The 20,262-nt window shown below is 36.2% G+C and carries 19 protein-coding genes, 2 tRNA genes and 1 pseudogene; 17 read left to right on the top strand and 5 right to left on the bottom strand.

Features of this window, described 5'->3' with window-relative positions:
- Window positions 1–21 precede the first annotated feature (21 nt).
- The 7 genes from racE to QGM71_RS00720 all read left to right on the top strand — a co-directional run bounded on the left by racE (window position 22) and on the right by QGM71_RS00720 (window position 4,438).
- Window positions 22–831, top strand: coding sequence for a glutamate racemase (gene racE / locus QGM71_RS00690; protein ID WP_327605584.1), 810 nt, complete (start codon window positions 22–24; stop codon window positions 829–831).
- Window positions 832–931: 100 nt separating this feature from the next.
- Complete coding sequence (locus QGM71_RS00695) at window positions 932–2,005, top strand: GerMN domain-containing protein (protein WP_327605585.1); 1,074 nt, start codon at window positions 932–934, stop codon at window positions 2,003–2,005.
- A gap of 164 nt (window positions 2,006–2,169) precedes the next feature.
- Window positions 2,170–2,922, top strand: coding sequence for a ribonuclease PH (gene rph, locus QGM71_RS00700; RefSeq protein ID WP_327605586.1), 753 nt, complete (start codon window positions 2,170–2,172; stop codon window positions 2,920–2,922).
- An 11-nt stretch (window positions 2,923–2,933) separates the two neighbouring features.
- Entirely contained in the window at window positions 2,934–3,527 is a 594-nt protein-coding gene (locus tag QGM71_RS00705; protein ID WP_327605587.1) for an XTP/dITP diphosphatase, read from the top strand.
- A gap of 25 nt (window positions 3,528–3,552) precedes the next feature.
- Window positions 3,553–4,062 carry a metallophosphoesterase family protein gene (locus QGM71_RS00710; protein ID WP_327605588.1) on the top strand — a complete coding sequence of 170 codons (510 nt, stop codon included), beginning with the start codon at window positions 3,553–3,555 and terminating at the stop codon, window positions 4,060–4,062.
- A 216-nt stretch (window positions 4,063–4,278) separates the two neighbouring features.
- Window positions 4,279–4,352, top strand: a tRNA-Gly gene (locus tag QGM71_RS00715).
- Between the two features lie 12 nt (window positions 4,353–4,364).
- Window positions 4,365–4,438 (top strand) — tRNA-Arg (locus QGM71_RS00720).
- A gap of 133 nt (window positions 4,439–4,571) precedes the next feature.
- Here QGM71_RS00720 and QGM71_RS21755 read toward each other — a convergent pair.
- The 4 genes and pseudogenes from QGM71_RS21755 to QGM71_RS21915 form a co-directional block, all read right to left on the bottom strand.
- Window positions 4,572–4,766, bottom strand: coding sequence for a tyrosine-type recombinase/integrase (locus QGM71_RS21755; RefSeq protein ID WP_407702987.1), 195 nt, complete (start codon window positions 4,764–4,766; stop codon window positions 4,572–4,574).
- Between the two features lie 129 nt (window positions 4,767–4,895).
- Window positions 4,896–5,105 (bottom strand): hypothetical protein, encoded by a 210-nt coding sequence (locus QGM71_RS00725; RefSeq protein ID WP_327605589.1) that lies wholly within the window; start codon window positions 5,103–5,105, stop codon window positions 4,896–4,898.
- Between the two features lie 95 nt (window positions 5,106–5,200).
- Window positions 5,201–5,518, bottom strand: a complete 318-nt coding sequence (locus tag QGM71_RS00730) for a TM2 domain-containing protein (protein ID WP_327605590.1) — start codon at window positions 5,516–5,518, stop codon at window positions 5,201–5,203.
- A 305-nt stretch (window positions 5,519–5,823) separates the two neighbouring features.
- Window positions 5,824–5,991 (bottom strand): annotated as a pseudogene (locus QGM71_RS21915) (ATP-binding protein); the annotation flags it as partial.
- A 1,149-nt stretch (window positions 5,992–7,140) separates the two neighbouring features.
- On the opposite strand from QGM71_RS21915, the gene QGM71_RS00735 reads away from it, so the two are divergent.
- The 8 genes from QGM71_RS00735 (at window position 7,141) to QGM71_RS00770 (ending at window position 17,021) form a co-directional block, all read left to right on the top strand.
- Window positions 7,141–8,121, top strand: a complete 981-nt coding sequence (locus tag QGM71_RS00735) for a tetratricopeptide repeat protein (protein WP_327605591.1) — start codon at window positions 7,141–7,143, stop codon at window positions 8,119–8,121.
- A gap of 130 nt (window positions 8,122–8,251) precedes the next feature.
- On the top strand, window positions 8,252–9,538 hold the full coding sequence (tig, locus tag QGM71_RS00740; RefSeq protein ID WP_327605592.1) for a trigger factor: 1,287 nt from the start codon (window positions 8,252–8,254) through the stop codon (window positions 9,536–9,538).
- Window positions 9,539–9,857: 319 nt separating this feature from the next.
- Window positions 9,858–11,135, top strand: coding sequence for an ATP-dependent protease ATP-binding subunit ClpX (gene clpX, locus QGM71_RS00745; RefSeq protein ID WP_327605593.1), 1,278 nt, complete (start codon window positions 9,858–9,860; stop codon window positions 11,133–11,135).
- A gap of 288 nt (window positions 11,136–11,423) precedes the next feature.
- Complete coding sequence (lon, locus tag QGM71_RS00750; protein ID WP_327605594.1) at window positions 11,424–13,754, top strand: endopeptidase La; 2,331 nt, start codon at window positions 11,424–11,426, stop codon at window positions 13,752–13,754.
- Window positions 13,741–14,322 carry a ribosome biogenesis GTP-binding protein YihA/YsxC gene (gene yihA / locus QGM71_RS00755; protein WP_327605595.1) on the top strand — a complete coding sequence of 194 codons (582 nt, stop codon included), beginning with the start codon at window positions 13,741–13,743 and terminating at the stop codon, window positions 14,320–14,322. Before lon ends, yihA begins: the two co-directional genes overlap by 14 nt.
- A 392-nt stretch (window positions 14,323–14,714) precedes the next feature.
- Window positions 14,715–15,527: a transporter substrate-binding domain-containing protein gene (locus QGM71_RS00760; RefSeq protein WP_327605596.1), complete on the top strand. Its 813-nt coding sequence runs from the start codon at window positions 14,715–14,717 to the stop codon at window positions 15,525–15,527.
- Between the two features lie 67 nt (window positions 15,528–15,594).
- Entirely contained in the window at window positions 15,595–16,257 is a 663-nt protein-coding gene (locus tag QGM71_RS00765; protein ID WP_327605597.1) for an amino acid ABC transporter permease, read from the top strand.
- Between the two features lie 20 nt (window positions 16,258–16,277).
- Window positions 16,278–17,021 carry an amino acid ABC transporter ATP-binding protein gene (locus QGM71_RS00770; RefSeq protein ID WP_327605598.1) on the top strand — a complete coding sequence of 248 codons (744 nt, stop codon included), beginning with the start codon at window positions 16,278–16,280 and terminating at the stop codon, window positions 17,019–17,021.
- Between the two features lie 171 nt (window positions 17,022–17,192).
- On the opposite strand, the gene QGM71_RS00775 is transcribed toward QGM71_RS00770, so the two are convergent.
- Window positions 17,193–17,672 carry a LiaI-LiaF-like domain-containing protein gene (locus QGM71_RS00775; RefSeq protein WP_327605599.1) on the bottom strand — a complete coding sequence of 160 codons (480 nt, stop codon included), beginning with the start codon at window positions 17,670–17,672 and terminating at the stop codon, window positions 17,193–17,195.
- 359 nt (window positions 17,673–18,031) lie between these two features.
- Here QGM71_RS00775 and hemA point away from each other — a divergent pair, with 359 nt between their 5' ends.
- Window positions 18,032–19,408: a glutamyl-tRNA reductase gene (hemA, locus tag QGM71_RS00780; RefSeq protein ID WP_327605600.1), complete on the top strand. Its 1,377-nt coding sequence runs from the start codon at window positions 18,032–18,034 to the stop codon at window positions 19,406–19,408.
- 17 nt (window positions 19,409–19,425) lie between these two features.
- A complete protein-coding gene (gene ccsA, locus QGM71_RS00785) occupies window positions 19,426–20,247 on the top strand; it encodes a cytochrome c biogenesis protein CcsA (protein WP_327605601.1) in 822 nt (273 codons plus the stop codon).
- The last annotated feature ends 15 nt before the right edge of the window (window positions 20,248–20,262 follow it).

Here is a 20,262-nt window from a genome sequence, read left to right on the forward strand (position 1 = left end):
AATACAAATGAGGCGATATATTTGGAGCAAGCAATCGGGGTTATCGATTCTGGGGTCGGTGGTCTAACAGTAGCACACGAGCTCATGCGCCAACTACCTAAAGAGAGACTGATCTATTTGGGGGATACAGCAAGGTGTCCATATGGTCCAAGGTCTAAAAATGAAGTGCAGAAGTTTACATGGGAAATGGTTCGATTTTTGTTGAAGAAAAACATAAAAATGCTAGTTATAGCATGTAATACTGCTACAGCATTCACATTAAAAGAACTGCAGGATAACTTAGATATTCCAGTCATTGGTGTCATTCAACCTGGAGCACGTGCAGCACTAAAGTTTACTAAAAATAATCATATTGGTGTTATTGGTACAGAAGGAACAATTAGAAGTAAAGCATATACGACAGCATTAAAAAACATTAACAGTACTATTCATGTTAATGCATTAGCTTGTCCTCTCTTCGTGCCATTGATTGAACAAGGTGGCGCCACAGGCGAACAAGCATTAAAGGTTGTGGAAGATACTCTGAGTCCAATGAAAAAGAATAATCATATAGATACATTAATTCTTGGATGTACGCATTATCCTTTAATGAAGGATACGATTCAATCCAGCATTGGAAAGCATGTCACTATCATTTCATCAAGTGAAGAAACAGCCAGAGAGACCAGTGCTATTTTAGATATTCATAACCTTCTAAACAGTGAGGGAGAAATACCAAAACACCAGTTCTTTACCACTGGGGAGTTAACTATTTTTCGTAAAATATCAAAAAGTATTTTTAAAAATTCAAATCTACATACGGTGAGTATAGAAAAAGCTGCTATTAATTAGCAGCAGGATGCTTGATTATATCAAGTATCCTATTTTTTTGGTCTATTTTCAGGATGAGCCCGTATATATAATAGTACAAACCATCGTAGGAGGGAATCACATGCTAAAGCGCGGTTTACTTTTGACAGGAGCAATAACCTTATCTGTACTATTAACAGGGTGCTTTCAAGGAGAACAATCAATGGAGGAGATGGATCCGCCCGAAGATGCGGTAGCTGTTGATAACTTAGAAGAAGCAACACAAGAAGAAGGTACAGAGGAGGTCGATCAGGATGTTAACGAAAATAGTTCGGAAACAGTAGCACGGCAACTGTATTTGATTGATTCGAATGGAATGGTCGCCTCCCAGATAGTAGAGCTGCCAAATCTCGAATCAAAGGAAGTCGCAACACAAGTATTAGAACATTTAGTTGAGGGTGGCCCTATAACACCTTTGCTGCCAAATGGGTTTAGAGCAGTGCTTCCTGCAGGAACAGAAATATTAGGGTTGAATCTTCAAGAAGATGGTACGATGATCGTAGATGTTTCCAGTGAATTTGAGGATTATGAAGCTGACGATGAATTGAAGATAATAGAAGCCATGACCCATACACTAACCCAGTTTGAAAACGTTGATAAGATCCAATTAAGAATTAATGGTTATCCACAAAGCGAGATGCCTGTAAATGGCACACCAATTGGTGATGGATATTCCAGAGTAAATGGCATTAATTTAATCAACACAGATAATCTGGATATTATTAATAGTAAAGCAGTTACCATGTACTATCCCGCTGAGCATAATGAAAATCGTTATTATGTACCGGTAACACAGTACGTCGAGGGTGAAAATGAAGAAATATTTCGTTCTATTGTTCAAGCCATGATTGATGGACCGGGATTCAATACGAATATAAAACATGTTTTTAATACACATACATTATTAACTAATACTCCTTCTTTGGAAAGTGGAGTACTCGAATTGGTGTTTAATAAAGAGATATTGAAAGATATGGAAAAATCCATGATATCAGATGAAGTAATGGAAACGTTAGTTCGAACTCTAACGGAACAACAAGCCGTGGAAGCAGTACAAATAAAAGTTGAGGATGTCGAACAATTGGTTAATGAAAATGGTGAGGTATACAGTGAACCAGTAACAAATCAAACGTTTATGTCAATAGAAAAACTCTAAAACTAAAGGGGCTTGTCCACACAGCCTCTTTTTATTTTTGATTATCGCCGGGGTCAGCTTTAGCATAGCTGACCCCGGCTGTTCTTTTACGGCTGTATGTATTAACGTGTAGAAATAGCAAAAATTATGTTAAGATAATGGTTGAATCAAGGAGGAGTTATATTATGAGAAATGATGAAAGAAATGTAAATAGTTTACGAGAAATAACAATTACACCAAACTATATTAGTCATCCAGAAGGTTCGGTTTTAATACAGGTTGGCAATACAAAAGTGATATGCAATGCAAGTATTGAAGATAGAGTCCCTCCATTTATGCGTGGGCAGGGCAAAGGCTGGATAACTGCAGAATATGCCATGTTGCCTCGTGCTACAGAACAAAGGAATATTAGAGAATCATCAAAAGGTAAAGTCAGTGGGAGAACCATGGAAATACAGCGATTAATTGGCAGAGCACTTCGTTCTGTTGTTGATTTAAATAGAATAGGCGAACGTACAGTTTGGGTTGATTGTGATGTTATACAAGCAGACGGTGGAACAAGAACAGCTTCCATCACTGGTGCGTTTGTTGCTGTTGTATTGGCGTTCGGTAAATTATTGGAAAAGAATATAATTGAAAAAATGCCTGTTACAGATTTACTTGGAGCTACGTCAGTAGGCGTGCTATCAGATGGTACAGAAATACTGGATTTAAACTATGAAGAGGATTCAAAAGCACATGTTGATATGAATATTGTTATGACGGGCTCTGGTGAGTTTGTCGAAATTCAAGGAACAGGGGAAGAAGCGACTTTTTCATACAATCAATTACAAACAATGCTTCAGCTCGCAAATAAGGGAATACAGGAAATCTTTGATAAGCAAAAAGAAACAATCGGCGATTTAGCTGGGCGAATTGGTGAAACTGTTGTTAAATAGGAGGACTGAACATGCAGGAACTGGTTATTGCAACAAAAAATGAGGGAAAAGCTAAAGAATTTAAAGATTTTTTTGCTCGATATGGAATAAAGGCTCTATCTTTATTAGAGTTAAATGATGAAGTGCCCGATATTGAGGAGAATGGTACAACCTTTGAAGAGAATGCGGCACTAAAAGCAGAACAAATTTCAGCAATACAAAGTACTCCAGTCTTGGCCGATGATTCTGGATTAATCATTGATTCTCTAAATGGACGGCCAGGTATATATTCTGCGAGATATGCAGGTGTACAGTCAAACGATCAAGCAAATATAGAAAAGGTGTTGGATGAATTAACAGGTGTTCCTATTGAGAAGAGGGACGCAAGATTTATCTGTGTCCTGGCTATCGCTATTCCGAATAAACCAACTATCTTCAAAACAGGGTTTTGTGAGGGAAAGATTGCCTTTACAGCAGAAGGGAAAAACGGGTTCGGGTATGACCCCATATTTATCCCATCAGGCTATACAAAAACGATGGCACAGCTTTCTTCGGGTGAAAAAAATAAAATTAGTCACCGTTATCATGCGATTCAACAGTTGGAAGAGTGGATTAAAAACATATAAAATGATTGTGTAAGGAGGATTTGTTATGTCCAGAGTCCTGATTATAAGTGATAGCCATGGGTTAACAGCTGAAATCGAAGGAATTAAAAACCGCCATCAGGCAGATGTCATGATCCATTGTGGTGATTCTGAGTTGGACTTGGATGCGACGGAGTTGAATGGTTTCTTAAAGGTGGCTGGAAATTGTGACATTGACTCACGCTATCCGAATGAACAAACACCTGTTATCGGTGGACTTACGTTTTATGTAACACACGGCCATCTCGATAATGTAAAATCAAATTTATCAACCTTATCATACCGTGCTGCAGAAAAAGACGCACAGATTATTTGTTACGGGCATACTCATATTGCTGGTGCTGAACAAATAGATGGACAGTTATTCATTAATCCAGGAAGCATCCGTTTGCCACGTAATCGAGTTGAAAAGACATATGCAATCATGGAGTGGGAATCATCAGATAATATTATTGTTGCTTTCCATACAGTTAGTGGCAAGAAGGTAGAAGAGTTGACTTATCGTGCTTCTTTATAAGAATTATAAAAGCTCATCTGCCTAGTATTCCTGCTATGGTTGATGAGCTTTTCAATCAATATTAAATATAAAGTGTTGACAAAAAATAGTATAGTGCATATAATGATTCTTGTCCGTTAAATCAGCAGGTAACCTTTTTAGAAGCTTTCCACCTATGTTTCCTTTTGATTAACCTTGCTGATGTATTGGCAGTATGTTCGAATTAATTGTTACTATGCGGGTGTAGTTTAGTGGTAAAACCTCAGCCTTCCAAGCTGATGATGAGGGTTCGATTCCCTTCACCCGCTCCATAAATACTATATGTCCCAGTAGCTCAGCAGGATAGAGCAACAGCCTTCTAAGCTGTGGGTCGCAGGTTCGAATCCTGCCTGGGACACTATGTAAAAAGAAAGCCTAATCCTTTATGTATCAAGGGGTTAGGCTTTCTTAATTCCTATTACTCATCAGTTTAACGAACTAAAGAAGGTGGGCTCTTGGGGTCGGATTGGGGTTGGATTGATTTTTTTACATCAATTTGCCGGCTTATTAAATAGTTCATCAAGATAACTAACTGCTTCATTATCTTCATCTTCTAGGAAGTGTCCATATAAATCGTGTGTGGTTGAAAATCGAGCGTGTCCTGCTCGTTCTTGTACCGCCTTGGCACGTAAACCCTTATAACTTAAATAAGTTAACGAGGAGTGCCTTAAATCGTGAAAACGAATCCGTTTTTATTCCAGTTCCTTGAATGCATCACTTCTCATAAATCGACCCCACCATTGACTGATAGAATCAGGACACATTGGTTTTCCAAGTTCATTGGCAAATAAAAATGATAAAGATCATGAGCCTATTCATGAGTAAATCTCTTTCAGTTTTTCTGGTGGCATCTGTGGATCCAAGGTAACCGTTCCCGGAATACAAAATGGGAGCTCAGCAAAATAGCATATTTCTATGCCTAATGCAGATGCAACGTCGTATATGGAATGTTTAGGATCCTTAATACCTATATGAATGTATAATCCTTCCACAGAATCCTCTAGCAATGTAGTTACATATTTCATTAAATCTCCTTCATTTTAAAAACGTATGTTCTATTCTAGTGTATAAGAAAAGGTGTACAAAAGAATGTACACCCGGTGTTAATATAAGTTTACAGTTAGCCAGCGTTTCTATCTTTAGACATAACTTTCACTTTTTCAATTACTTCTCTTTCGAGTAAAGTTGTTTTTGTCTCTAATCTTTTACCAATAATAAAAACATCAATAAGTGCCCAGATTCCAAAACCGCCTAATGTTAAGGTCATTCCAATTGCATAACCAATATCACCTAAGTAATATCTATGACCACCGATTACACCTGTAAACCACCATAAAACGTACAGAATCAGCTTATTTTTACCTTGTCTTTCAACTTCTGCATCAACCATTGATAGTTGTTCTGCTGATAAATCCCTCTTTAAAATTAGATTGTCCATTACTAACCCTCCCTTCTCCATAATAATTATATCGACCATAGTTGAACCATAGTTAATATCAAATTTTCTTATTTATCTTTTTCTTTCCTCTTTTTAGCTTTCTGCTGCATTCACTCTATGTAATTTCTGATGTCTTCTATATCTTCAGTCGTGAGTTTCTTCCAACCAACTATATTTTGAAAGAATAAATCCATCGAAAGAGAGGGTGGCTTATATGTAGGCCGCCTTATTTATTATGACAAATTACAATTGTTTTATGCTGAAAGCCCTGGTTACGGAAATGGGTGGGCCTTTTTAACTATGAGAGTTTTACCCACTCCTGGTGGACCCAGAATGATTAAATTATATAATTGATCCAACCATGTAAACTCTTTTAATTGTTAAATTTGCTTCTTACTTAAAGATTGCTGCTCATCTAAATTAAATGTGTCCAATGTTTTATGAAACGGAAATGCAGCGATTTTAATCTCCTTTCAATAGATTTGGAGTTGCTTTAGCGACAGATAGCGCTGTGACAATTGCATCAAAGAAGGTATATAACACTGCTAAAAAACTTTTTGCATTGTCAAAGTATCATCCAGTGGTGACGCTAGCTTTATGGGGTTCCTTTAAAATTCCAATCTCTGGGATCATTCATCGACTCTCCCCTTTTCTTATATTTCGACAATTAAGTAATAAGTCCTGCAAAAAACAAAATAATTTGTAATTTCTAAATAAATCCTCTGTCTATATGTAAATTAATAACGTTCGCTCCATTTCAAGAGGAAGGAAATAGACTTATCATAAAGGTCGTTTATCAAATGGAAGAATATATTTGCTTCACGCGTGTCCATTGTTATTGTTGCAAAAAGAAAAAAATAGCACAGGCTAAGAAGTAAAAGGATTCAAGGCTGGGTGTGAAGAAAGCAAAATTGATATTGAAAAATAGAGTGTATATAAGGATGCTGTGCCATATGGAATTTAAAAATCCGCCAGTCGGCAAAAATTACAAATTAGTTGCTACACGAAAGTATGAAAATGATATTGGATTAATTGTGTTATGTAAAGGCAACAGAGAATATAGCTGGAATAACGTGCCAAGACTATAAAATGAAGAATTGAAAGATTATTTGTTATCCATGAAAGACGACATTGAAGCTGGTTATTTTGATGTTAGATTATTAGAAAAGGCAATTGAAGGATTTGAGGATGAAGATCTGTAGTAAACGAAAAAAGGCGGATGTATTTATTTATGGAGAATTGGTGATAGTTGCATGATGTTATTTTTTCCTTCATTATATAAAGTATAAGTTTTAAATTATTAATTGGGGTTGAAATGGGATTGAATTTGCTTGGTTGGGGGTTGGAAATGAACTTAATTATTCCTAACAACTGATTTCGGAATCCCGTTGAATCAAGATTTTTCATAGAACGTCTGTTTCTTCCTTAACAACAGAACAGCCTTCTAAGCTGTGGGTCGCAGGTCCGAATCCTGCCTGGGACATCAACAAAGAGAAACCTAAGCATGTTAAATAGGTTTCTCTTTTCTGTGAATCAGACGTTTAATTTGTTGGGAAAAGGGAATGTATATCTAATATCTAAATTATAAATACTACACCTTAGGAAGAGAAAGGAGGATACGCATGCAAACGCTACCCGAAAATATAATACTCTTTCCCAAATGGAAAACAGCCCTTGAAGAAGAAAGCTTGCAAGCTCTTAAGGAAAAAAGATATGAAGAGGCGCTGAACAAATTAAACGAATTATTAAGGTACCAAGTTGATAACCATGAGGTATTCATAGGTAAGATAATGTGCTTAATGGAATTAGGGCGTTATAGTGAAGCTCAGGATATGTGTGAAGAGCTATTACTTTATAGGAATGATAATTATTACCACTACCTGCACATTTATTTAACCATTTTATTTCAAACGGATCAATATGGATTGTTAATGGAACAAGTGGAAGATGAGTTTTCTAATGGCAGCACCCCGGCGGTGATAAAGGAACAATTTGAGCAACTCTATGACATGAGCAGTAAAATGAAAACAGACTTGATTGTTGAAAAATCTTTTGGTTACTTGAGTGACCTTTACGAGTCTATTAATAAGGACAATCATAGTGAACAGTGGCGATTAGTTGAAACATTACGAAAAATGAAATCATTACCGACAGAACAAGTTCTTTCATTATTGGTAAATGAGAAAGTACATCCAGTGACGAAGACTGCTATTTTTCAATGGCTCCAGGAAGTGAATATATCTGATCATGTAGATATACATAAGTTAGGATTTACAAAAAGCGTCAAACCAAATGAAGTAACAGAAATTAATGCAGACATAATTATAAAGCAAACGTTATTGCTGATAAATGAAGTACAACAAGAGAACCCATCATTGTTCCAGCTGCTGGAGCAATTACTATATCGATATGCATATGTTAGGTATCCAATTATGCCACCCAACAAAGATGTAGTGAAGATCGCTGAGGCCTTGAAGAATATAGGTGAAGGTTACTTAAACATACATAGTAATTTTGAAAAGGAAACACCGGTTGATGTTGCTCGTTACATGGAAGAGATACAACTGTGTGAATCTTTGTATCTTGGTATTATAGAAGAGTAAATACAGAAGTAGCTTCAAATGCTTGAAAGGCTTAGTAATTATGTTATAATAAAATGGTTGTAAATTTGAGATCATTATACTTAATTAACGTGAGTAATGTATGGAAACAATAGATTTTGGAGGGAATTTTATGTCAGCAAAATGGGAAAAGCAAGAAGGTAACGAAGGTTTATTAACAATTGAGGTTGAACCAGAAAAGTTTGATCAAGCACTGGATCAAGCATTCAAAAAAGTATCCAAGGATGTCCAAATCCCCGGATTTCGTAAAGGAAAAATACCACGTAAGATTTTTGAAAACCGCTTCGGTGTAGAATCATTATATCAAGATGCAGTTGACATTGTTTTACCGGATGCCTATGTAGCAGCAATTGATGAAACTGGAATTGAGCCTGTAGCTCAGCCGGATGTAGATATTGAAACAATCGAACAAGGAAAGCCTTTGGTTTTCACTGCGAAAGTTACTGTTAAACCAGAAGTTACACTAGGTGATTATAAAGGTTTGGAAGTAGAAGAACAAACAGTGGAAGTAACTGACGAGGAAGTTGATCAGGATCTTGAGAACCAACGTCAGCAACAGGCTGAATTAGTTGTCAAAGAAGAAGGAAATGTTGAAGAAGGCGACACGGTTGTAATGGATTTTGAAGGATTTATGGATGATGTAGCTTTTGAAGGCGGAAAAGGCGAAAACCATTCATTGGAAATTGGTTCAGGCCAATTTATTCCCGGGTTTGAAGAACAGCTGGTTGGTAAAGAAACTGGAGAAGATACAGAAGTTGAACTTACATTCCCAGAAGATTATCATGCAGAAGAGCTAGCTGGAAAGAAAGCTACCTTTAAAGTTAAAATCCATGAAATCAAATCCAAAGAATTGCCAGAACTGGATGATGAGTTTGCAAAAGATATTGATGAAGAAGTTGAGACTCTTGATGAATTGAAGAAAAAGAAAAGAGAACAACTAGAAGAGCAAAAGAAACAAGATGCTGAAAATCAAAAACGTGAAACTTTAATTGAAAAAGCATCAGATAATGCTCAAGTAGATGTTCCAGAAGCAATGGTTGATACAGAGCTTGATCAAATGGTTAAAGAATTTGAACAACGTTTGCAGGCACAAGGCATGACGATGGAGATGTATGCACAGTTCTCAGGTCAGGATGAAAGTGCCTTAAAAGAGCAGATGAAAGATGATGCGGAGAAACGTGTGAAAACCAATCTTACATTAGAAGCCATTGTAACTGAAGAAAAACTTGAAGCAACTGACGAAGATTTGAGTGCCGAGCTGGAAAAAATGGCATCGATGTATGGTACAGAGGTAGACCAGCTGAAACAAATGCTTGGTGGAAATACAGACGCGCTTAAAGGTGATCTGAAGATGAGAAAAGCAATTGACTTCCTTGTTGAACACAGTAAAATTGTATAAGTCTATTATAAACAATGAAATAAAGTGAATACTAAAACAAGGTGCGGCATACTGCACCTTGTTTTCCATTTAAGAATACGATAGAAATAAATTAAATTGGTTTAAACTAATTTATTTAGTGATGCGACATATAGTATAAGTAGTATGATTTGACTTTTACTGTAGTTTATTCATAATTAATACTAATACTTGCAATACATATTACCAGGAAAGTGTGTATTGTTTTGTTTTTTTATTTTGATCTGATATGATGACTATAAAAGTTGAATCCTGATCAAAAGGATTGGGAGTAGATTTAAACTTTTAGGGGTGAAATTGAATGTTTAAGTTTAATGAAGAAAAAGGGCAATTGAAATGTTCATTTTGTGGAAAAAGCCAAGAGCAAGTTCGTAAGCTAGTAGCCGGACCGGGCGTTTATATATGTGATGAATGTATTGAACTTTGCACAGAAATAGTGGAAGAAGAACTCGGGACTGAAGAAGAAACAGAACTAAAAGAAATTCCTAAACCAAAAGAGATTTGTGAAACGTTGGATGATTATGTCATAGGCCAAGATAAAGCAAAGAAAAATTTATCGGTAGCTGTCTATAACCATTACAAACGTATTAACGCGCCGAAAAATACTGGTGATGTTGAGTTGTCTAAAAGTAATATTGCAATGATAGGGCCTACGGGAAGTGGTAAGACTTTATTGGCACAAACCCTAGCTCGTATTATTAATGTACCGTTTGCTATGGCAGATGCGACGTCCCTGACTGAAGCTGGTTATGTAGGTGAAGATGTAGAGAATATCCTGCTAAAACTTATACAAGCAGCCGATTACGATGTGGAAAAAGCCGAAAAAGGTATAATTTATATTGATGAAATTGATAAGGTTGCGCGTAAGTCAGAAAACCCATCTATTACAAGGGATGTATCTGGAGAAGGCGTACAACAAGCATTGTTAAAAATCCTTGAGGGTACAGTAGCCAGCGTTCCTCCACAAGGGGGCCGTAAGCATCCACATCAAGAATTCATTCAGATAGACACAACAAATGTTTTGTTTATTGTTGGTGGTGCGTTTGATGGTATTGATCAGATTATAAAACGCCGTCTTGGTAAGAAAGTAATCGGCTTTGGTTCAAATGAGAAGCAGGAAGACCTGGAAATGGGTCAATTGCTTTCGAAGATATTACCGGAAGACCTTTTACGATATGGGCTAATCCCTGAATTTATTGGGAGAGTTCCAGTGATCGGAGCATTAACGCCATTAGATAAGGATGCGTTAGTGGAAATTCTAACCAAGCCTAAAAATGCACTTGTTAAACAATATGAGAAGTTATTCCAAATAGATGATGTAGAGCTGGAATTCGAAGAAGAAGCATTAGTTGAAATAGCAGCTAAAGCAATTGAACGTAAGACAGGAGCACGTGGTCTGCGGTCAATAATCGAAAGTATTATGCTTGAGGTTATGTTTGAATTACCTTCAAGAGAAGATATCAAGAAATGTGTTATTACAAAAGATACGGTTAAACAAGAAGCCGGAAACCCAAGACTTATCTTTCGGGATGGTACAGTAATAGAAGATAATGAAAAGTACCCCAAGGAAAGTGCATAACTAATTAAAATATAGTATTTGGAGACTGACTTGGCATTCGGATAAATGCTTCAAGTCAGTCTTTTCTCTATGAAAATTAAGGACCTTTCCTTGCTATCTGCTCTCCTGTCTATATTTTTCAACTTGTTTAGTATATTTACATAAGGTAATACAAACTATAAAGGTGATTAATTAAATGGTGAAAGTGGTACATTTTAGAATATATAGATTTACAAATGAATGAGTTTTATATAGACTTTAAAGATATATAGATAGGAATTTATTACATAAATATTGGAGGTACATACTATGACAAAAGATACGATTCAGCTTCCCCTCCTGCCCTTACGAGGATTACTTGTATTTCCAACCATGGTGCTTCATCTGGATGTAGGTCGAGACAAGTCAGTTACAGCATTGGAAAAAGCTATGATGGGTGATCAAACTATATTTTTAGCAGCTCAAAAAAAGGTAAGTATAGATGATCCTCATCCTGACGATATATATCAAGTAGGAACACTTGCAAAAGTAAAACAAATGTTAAAGCTTCCAAACGGTACGATTCGTGTACTGGTTGAGGGAATACACCGTGGAGAAATAATACGCTTTATTGATCATGAGGAAGAGTTTATTGTAGAAATACAAAAACTTGAAGATATTCATGGAGAAATTAATGAAGAAGAGGCATTGATGCGCTCATTGTTAGGTCAATTCGAACAATACATTAAGATATCTCGAAAGATAACAAATGAGACGTTTGCTACCGTTTCCGATATAGAGGAACCAGGAAGACTGGCAGATATTATAACTTCACATTTATCATTGAAGATTAAAGAAAAACAGGAACTGCTTGAGATACAAACTGTAAAGGCAAGATTACAATTATTAATAAAAATTATTTCCAATGAAAAAAAAGTGCTTGATCTGGAAAAGAAGATTGGGCAGCGTGTTAAAACCTCCATGGAGAAAACACAAAAGGAATATTATTTACGAGAGCAATTGAAAGCCATTCAAAAAGAACTCGGAGATAAAGATGGAAAAACAGGAGAAGTTGGAGAACTTAAGGAAAAAATAGAACAATCAGACATGCCGGATAATATTTTGGAAGTGGCGCTCAAAGAACTAGACCGTTATGAGAAGGTTCCACAGAGCTCCGCGGAGAGTTCTGTGATCCGCAATTATCTGGAATGGCTATTGACCTTGCCATGGACAACACAAACGCAAGATACCATTGAAATTAAAAATGCAGAAAGAATTCTTGATGAAGATCATTATGGATTAGATAAAGTAAAGGAAAGAATATTGGAATATTTAGCTGTTCAAAAATTAACAAAATCGATAAAGGGACCGATTCTTTGCCTGGTGGGACCACCTGGTGTTGGAAAGACCTCCCTGGCCAAATCTATTGGCAGATCGATTAATCGAAATTTTGTAAGAATATCACTTGGAGGTGTCCGGGATGAAGCAGAAATAAGGGGACATCGACGAACATATATAGGTGCGATGCCAGGGAGAATTATCCAGGGAATGAAAAAGGCTAAAACAGTTAACCCCGTATTTCTATTGGACGAAATTGATAAAATGTCAAATGATTTTCGTGGTGACCCTTCATCAGCGATGTTGGAAGTATTAGATCCAGAACAAAACAGCAGTTTCAGTGATCACTTTATAGAGGAAACATATGATTTATCAAATGTTCTCTTTGTAGCAACCGCAAACTATGTAAATAATATTCCTGGTCCTCTGTTAGATCGTATGGAGTTAATTTCAATAGCCGGTTATACGGAAGTAGAGAAGCTGCATATTGCTAAAGAACACCTTTTACCGAAACAGTTAAAGGAAAATGGATTGAAGAAAACGAATCTGCAAATTCGTGATGAAGCACTATTGAAATTAGTCCGCAGGTACACACGGGAAGCGGGTGTTCGGGATTTAGAAAGACAATTGGCTAAATTGTGCAGGAAAGCCGCCAAAATTATTATTTCTGATGAAAAGAAACGAGTTATTGTAACTGAAAAAAGTCTTGAAGAGCTGCTTGGAAAACCTGTCTATCGTTACGGTATTATGGAGCAGGAAGACCAGGTTGGTACTGCTACAGGATTAGCATATACCTCTGCAGGCGGAGATATTTTATCTATTGAAGTTTCTCATTACCCTGGTAAGGGTAAGCTTACCCTTACAGGAAAACTTGGTGAAGTGATGCAAGAATCTGCACAGGCTGCGTTCAGTTATATTCGCTCAAGAGCAGAAGAATTAAATATTGACCCTGACTTTCACGAGACATACGATATTCATATTCACGTTCCAGAAGGGGCAACACCAAAAAACGGCCCTTCTGCAGGGATAACGATGGCTACTGCGCTTGTTTCTGCACTAACGGGACGAGCTGTTAAAAAAGAAGTAGGGATGACTGGAGAAATTACACTCAGAGGCAGAGTGCTACCGATTGGTGGATTAAAAGAAAAGTCATTGAGTGCACACCGAGCAGGTATAACAACGATTATTATACCTGAAGAGAATGCGAAGGATATTGAGGATATTCCAGAAAGTGTACGAAGCGACTTAACATTTATTAAGGTAAGTCATTTAGATCAAGTACTGAATCACGCGCTAGTGGGGGAAAATAATGAAAGTAACTAATGCCGAAATTGTTATTAGTGCCGTTAGTCAACAACAGTACCCAGCCGACCATATTCCAGAAATAGCTTTGGCTGGGCGCTCTAACGTTGGGAAATCTTCTTTTATTAACACACTGATAAACCGAAAAAATTTAGCCAGGACATCATCTAAACCTGGGAAAACACAGACCTTAAACTTTTACAAAATAAATGAACTCTTTTATTTTGTAGATGTCCCTGGCTATGGGTATGCAAAAGTCTCAAAAAAGGAGCGTGAGAAATGGGGGGTTATGATGGAAGAGTATTTCCAAAAGAGAAATACTCTTAAGGCCGCCTTATTGATCACCGATATTCGACATGAACCTACGAACACGGATATTTTAATGTATGACTTTTTGAAGCATCTTGAGATACCTGTTATTATTGTTGCTACAAAGCTTGATAAAGTACCTAAAACAAAAAGATCTAAACATTTAAGACGTACGAAGGAAATGTTCCAAGTGACGGAAAAAGATTTCCTATTACCCTTTTCTGCTGAAACAGGAGAAGGAAAGGATGAAGCATGGGGCCTCATAAGGAAATTTTTGTAGAAATCAGATTCCAATTTATATAAATTTAAAATTCTAATCGAGCTTTTCACAGAGAATAATTTCTTGTGAAAAGCTTTTTTGATGAAATATATTTTTTAGCTTATTCAGCAGTATGTATTTTAGGTTTTATCGGAAAATTCTCAGTATTTAGAGGTATTAGTCCGAAATATGGTGCATATATAAGGAAACTTGAGTTATAGGGGGATAAATATAATAATATGTGTATACAGGCGTTCAAACCCGTCTATAAGCAGGTGGTACAAAAACAATCTTACTGGTACAATTCTCATATTAGGCGTACATAGTCTCAGCTATACATGTACATAATGAACAATGTCTTAGCAGTCATGCATTGTGTATGAATATTAAAAAAACTGGAGGATGAGTAACTCATGAGAAAACTGAATATTGCAATTATTTCTTTATTCATACTTGTTTTGACAGCATGTGGAAATGGGAACGAAGAGGCTGACACAAGTTCACCGGCTAACGGCGGTAATGATGAAGATTATTCGTTAATTGAAGAGGGGAAACTTATATTTGCAGCATCTGGTGAGTTTAAGCCATTTAGTTACATGGAAGGTAGCGAAATGGTTGGCTATGATGTAGCAGTGGCGGAGGCGATTGCAGATAAATTGGGTCTGGAAGCAGTGGCTGAAAGAGCAAAATTCTCTGGTATCGTAACAGGAATTACTGAGGGACGTTATGATATTGGAGTAGCAAGCCATACAATAACTGAAGAAAGATTAGAAATGGTAGATTTCTCTGAGCCTTATTACTATTCTGGGCCTGTAGTATTTACTCGACCTGACAGTAATATGGAAAGTATTGAAGACTTAAGGGATATGGAAATATCTGTTTCACGGGGTTCAACATATGTAGAAATGGCAGAAGAGTATACGGATAATATTCCGCAGGTAGATAGTGACGTAATTGCTTTACAATCACTAGCTTCAGGACATCATGATGCCGTTATTACGGATGACATAACTGGTTTGACAGCCATAGAAAACGGCTTGGAAATTGAAAACCGAGGACAATTAGGTATTAGTGAACAAGCAGTAGCAATTTCTAAAGGTAATGAGAAATTGGTGGAAGCAATAAATAAAGCTCTGCAGGAATTAAAAGAAAGTGGAGAACTAGCCGAATTGGCAGAAGAATGGATCGGTGTAGATATAACACAAGAACCAGAAGAAATGGAATAAAAAATACTCAGATTGTAAATGTGCGCATAGTATGCGCACATTTGTCCCTTATAAGGAGTTGGAATAATTGTCGTCTATTTTAGAATTCTTTGAGGTATTCATTAGCAGTTATGATGTTTTTCTTAATGGATTATGGATTACTTTAAAATTATCAATAGCTTCATTACTTATCGCGTGTGTAATTGGCCTGTTTTTTGCAATACTTAAGATATCAAATATTAAACTATTAGAATGGATAGCTGATGCTTACATATGGGTTGTTCGTGGCACTCCGCTTATTGTACAAATTTTTATTCTTTATTACGGGTTAACTGATATATTACTGATTCCGATGTTTTGGGCTGGTGCAGCAGGACTTGCCTTCCATAGTGGTGCGTATATAGCTGAAATTATCCGTGGTGCAATTCAATCAATTGATAAAGGGCAGGGAGAAGCAGGAAGTTCGCTTGGTATGAGCAAGGGGCTTACAATGAGAAGGATTATATTGCCTCAGGCGTTCAGAAGGGCAGTCCCATCCCTCGGTAATCAATTCATTATTGGAATTAAGGATTCCTCACTTATTTCATTTATAGGCATGCAGGATTTATTTGGGGTTGCCAGTACAATGGGATCAAATAGTTTTAATTTTCTGCCTTACTATTTGACGGTAGCTGTATATTATTTATTAATTGTATTAATTCTTACAATAATAGTAAGTAAAATAGAGAAAAAATTAGCTCAAAGTGATTAATTTGGGAGGTTTAGATTAGTATGGTAGATGATAAACAAGAAATTATAAGAGTGGAGAAATTAAATAAATCGTTCGGTGATCTACACGTCTTAAAAGATATCGACATGTCAGTTAAAGAAAGTGATGTTGTTGTTTTAATCGGCGCGAGTGGTTCTGGTAAAAGTACATTATTACGCTGTTTAAACTTCCTGGAAATTAAAAACAGCGGAAACATTATAATTGAAGGTGAGAAAATAGAAAAAAACACACATAATTTAAATGAGGTTCGCCAACGAGTGGGTATGGTCTTCCAGCATTTTAACTTATTTCCCCACAAAACTGTATTAGGAAACGTTATTGAAGCCCCTACACAAGTTAAGGGTATAAAAAAGGAAAAAGCGATAAGAGATGGAAAAGAATTATTGGATAAAGTTGGGCTAGGTGATAAGTATGATGTGTATCCGTCAACTTTATCAGGTGGACAAAAACAGCGAGTGGCAATCGCACGTGCACTAGCAATGAAACCTGATGTCATGCTGTTTGATGAACCAACTTCAGCACTTGACCCTGAATTGGTAGGAGAAGTCTTAGCGACGATGAAAAAACTCGCATTGGAAGGTATGACGATGGTTGTTGTGACACATGAGATGGGATTTGCGCGCGAGGTGGGTGATTGGGTAAACTACATGCATGATGGTAGAATTGTAGAATCCGGTGATCCCAATGATCTCTTTGATAATCCAAAACAAGAGCGCACACAAGCATTTTTAAGTTCAGTCCTATAATAAAAGTGATCCACTCTTAGTCAGTGGATCACTTTTTTATTGTCCAGGAAATTATAAAATTTGTGGGCTGTGGATAACGAATTAAATTATCTAGCCACGTCCAGCTCCAGCGCATACGGTGGTAAACGGGCGCTCTACGCTTTTGTTCTATAACTTAAGATTAAGTATTTACTACTTCTTTTTTAATAAATAAATGCCGATTATAATAAGTGCAACTGGCCAAAATCGTTCTATTATATCAATAACTACGTAAATCCAATCAAACCAGATTGGAAGATTTACAGAGAATATCATGATCATCGCTATACTAATAAGCAGAATACCGGGGAAAAGACCCATTTTTGTTTGCAAGTAACGTACAATAAAAGCTATTCCTACTATTAGCAGATACATACCCCAATGGTTTATCCAAAAGGAATAATGTGCTACACCATGAAAATGGATGCCTAAACCTAATATGATCGTACCACTAAATAGATTTTGGTAGTTTTTCGATGTATAGCTGTGAATGAGTAATGCAAGACCAATTACAATAAGAAGAGTTTGCCAGGAATAAAAATTTGTGAGTATAGGTATTTTTAACTGAACTAGTAGAAAATAAACACCAATTCCTATTAGTATATAAGCTGCCAACGCATTTTTCTTTTTCAATCCACACTTCCTTTCTGACTAATTCTCCATATAAAATTCCATTTAAAGTTAGCTGTACTGTTTGGATACAGTTTGGTGACTGAATATTACTTATCTGCAATAATAGCACAAATAATTGGGGAACTAGTGTGCAATTCTGACCACACAGGTTGATCTCTTGCTTAATAATAATCATTATGATAAAGTACAGTCGAGTTATAGTTCACATACGTATAATCCTACCATATTGTTTCAGAATCTGTTCACATTTACAAAAAAGAGGATAAGGTTAGTATGTTATAATAGGTATTATATAGGTTAAAAAGTGTATGTTCAAAAACCATGAACATACTCCTTAAGTTTTTTTGGGGGTAGATAGCGTGCATATACTAAAAGTTGGGTTTAATTACAAGACAGCCCCTGTAGAGATTAGGGAAAAACTTACATTTTCAGAACAGACACTCCATGAGGCAATGGTGGAGTTGAAAGCTAAAAAGAGCATTCTGGAAAATGTAATTATTTCTACATGCAATCGTACAGAAGTTTACGCAGTAGTAGACCAAATTCATACAGGACGGTATTATATAAAACAATTTTTGGCAGATTGGTTTGAGATTGATAAGGAGGATTTTTCTTCTTATCTACGGATTACAGAAGATGATGGTGCTTTAGAGCATCTTCTTAGGGTTTCTACCGGACTTGATTCAATGGTCTTAGGGGAAACTCAAATTTTGGGACAAGTAAAAGAAGCATTTCTTACTTCCCAAAAAATGAACACGACTGGAACAATATTTAATGAACTTTTTAAGCAGGCTATTACTTTTGGAAAACGAGCACAAAAGGATACAGCAATTGGCGAACATGCAGTATCCGTAAGTTACGCTGCTGTTGAACTTGCCAAAAAAATATTTGGAGACCTTCAAAATAAACATGTTGTTATTCTTGGAGCGGGAAAAATGGGCGAACTTGCTGTTAAAAACCTTCAAGGTTCAGGAGCAACAAAAATTACAGTGGTTAATCGAACACATGAGAAGGCGGCAGTATTAGCAGAAAAATTCGATGCTACATCAACTCACATGGATGATCTGCAGGATGTATTAAAGAAAGCTGACATTTTAATAAGCTCAACGGGGTCAGACTCTGTTGTGTTAACTAAGGAAATATTAGCTCCTATTCAGAAAAAACGTAAAGGCAGCCCTCTTTTCCTGGTAGATATTGCAGTCCCAAGAGACTTGGATCCGAAAATTGCTGAATTAGATAATGTGTTCCTTTATGATATTGATGATTTACAGCATATAGTTGATGAAAATTTACGAGCAAGAAAAGCAGCTGCTGAAGAGATTGAAATTATGCTTGAAGCAGAAATCGTTGCCTTTAAGGAATGGGTAAAAACACTAGGTGTGGTACCTGTTATATCTGCACTAAGACAAAAGGCACTGTCGATTCAGTCGGAAACGATGCAAAGTATCGAACGGAAAATCCCAGACTTAACAGCTCGTGAGAGAAAAGTAATAAACAAACATACCAAAAGTATTATTAATCAACTTTTAAAAGAGCCTGTTACACAGGCGAAAGAAATAGCTGCCAGTGGTAGAGCAGAAGAGTCTTTAGAGTTATTTGTTAATATTTTTGGAATTGAAGAAGAAGTAAAAGCAGAGTTCGAAAAACAAGCAATAAAAAATGATGCGTTTACAAAGATAGAGAAAATAAATGAAAAAGTATCCTTTCAAATGGTAGAAAATATCAAAACGACTTAAAAGAAAGGATTTCAAGTATGATTGAAGTGAAATTGATCGTTGAATTGCTGTTAATTATATATGGGTTAAGCTTAGTAGGTTATTTTATTGATTTTATACAGCACAACCAGAAGGTTAATAAAATCGCCTTCTGGTTACTTAGTATGGTTTGGGCTATTCAAACCTTTTTTTTATTGTATCAAGTATTAATTGAAAAAAACTTTCCGATAATAACTTTAAATGATAGTTTGTTTTTATATGCATGGGTGCTGGTAACAATCTCGTTGATTATTAATAAACTACTACCAATAAATTTTATTGTGTTTTTTATGAATCTATTTGGCTTCTTTATTCATCTATTATATGTGTCAACCACAGCCCAGCAAAACATTCACAAAGGTGGGGGACAATTAGTAAACGAAATATTAGCAACGCATATTACATTAGCAATCGTATCTTATGGTTTCTTTACGGTTTCTTTTCTATTTTCGCTAATGCATATAATGCAGCACCACTTCTTAAAAGAAAAAAAAAGTTTTAAATGGATATGGCGTTTTGGTGATTTAAAAGTTTTGGACACCTATTCATTCAGAGCTATAACTATCGGAGTCCCTTTATTATTGATAGGTATTATATTTGGTGTTGTCTGGGCACATGTTTCAAATTCTGAGTTTTATTGGTTTGATATTAAGACGGTTGGTTCTATACTGGTGTTAGTAGTTTATATCGTTTATTTGATACTGCGGTTAGTTAGCGGCTATCAAGGAAAAGCGTTATCAATTTATAATACAGCTGCGTTCTTAGTTCTATTAATAAATTTCTTTTTATTTAGTTTACTATCAAATTTCCATTTTAATTAACATATTTTAAGGAGG

It is taken from the genome of Virgibacillus tibetensis, from assembly GCF_036026595.1.
Lineage (GTDB): Bacteria > Bacillota > Bacilli > Bacillales > Amphibacillaceae > Virgibacillus_P > Virgibacillus_P tibetensis.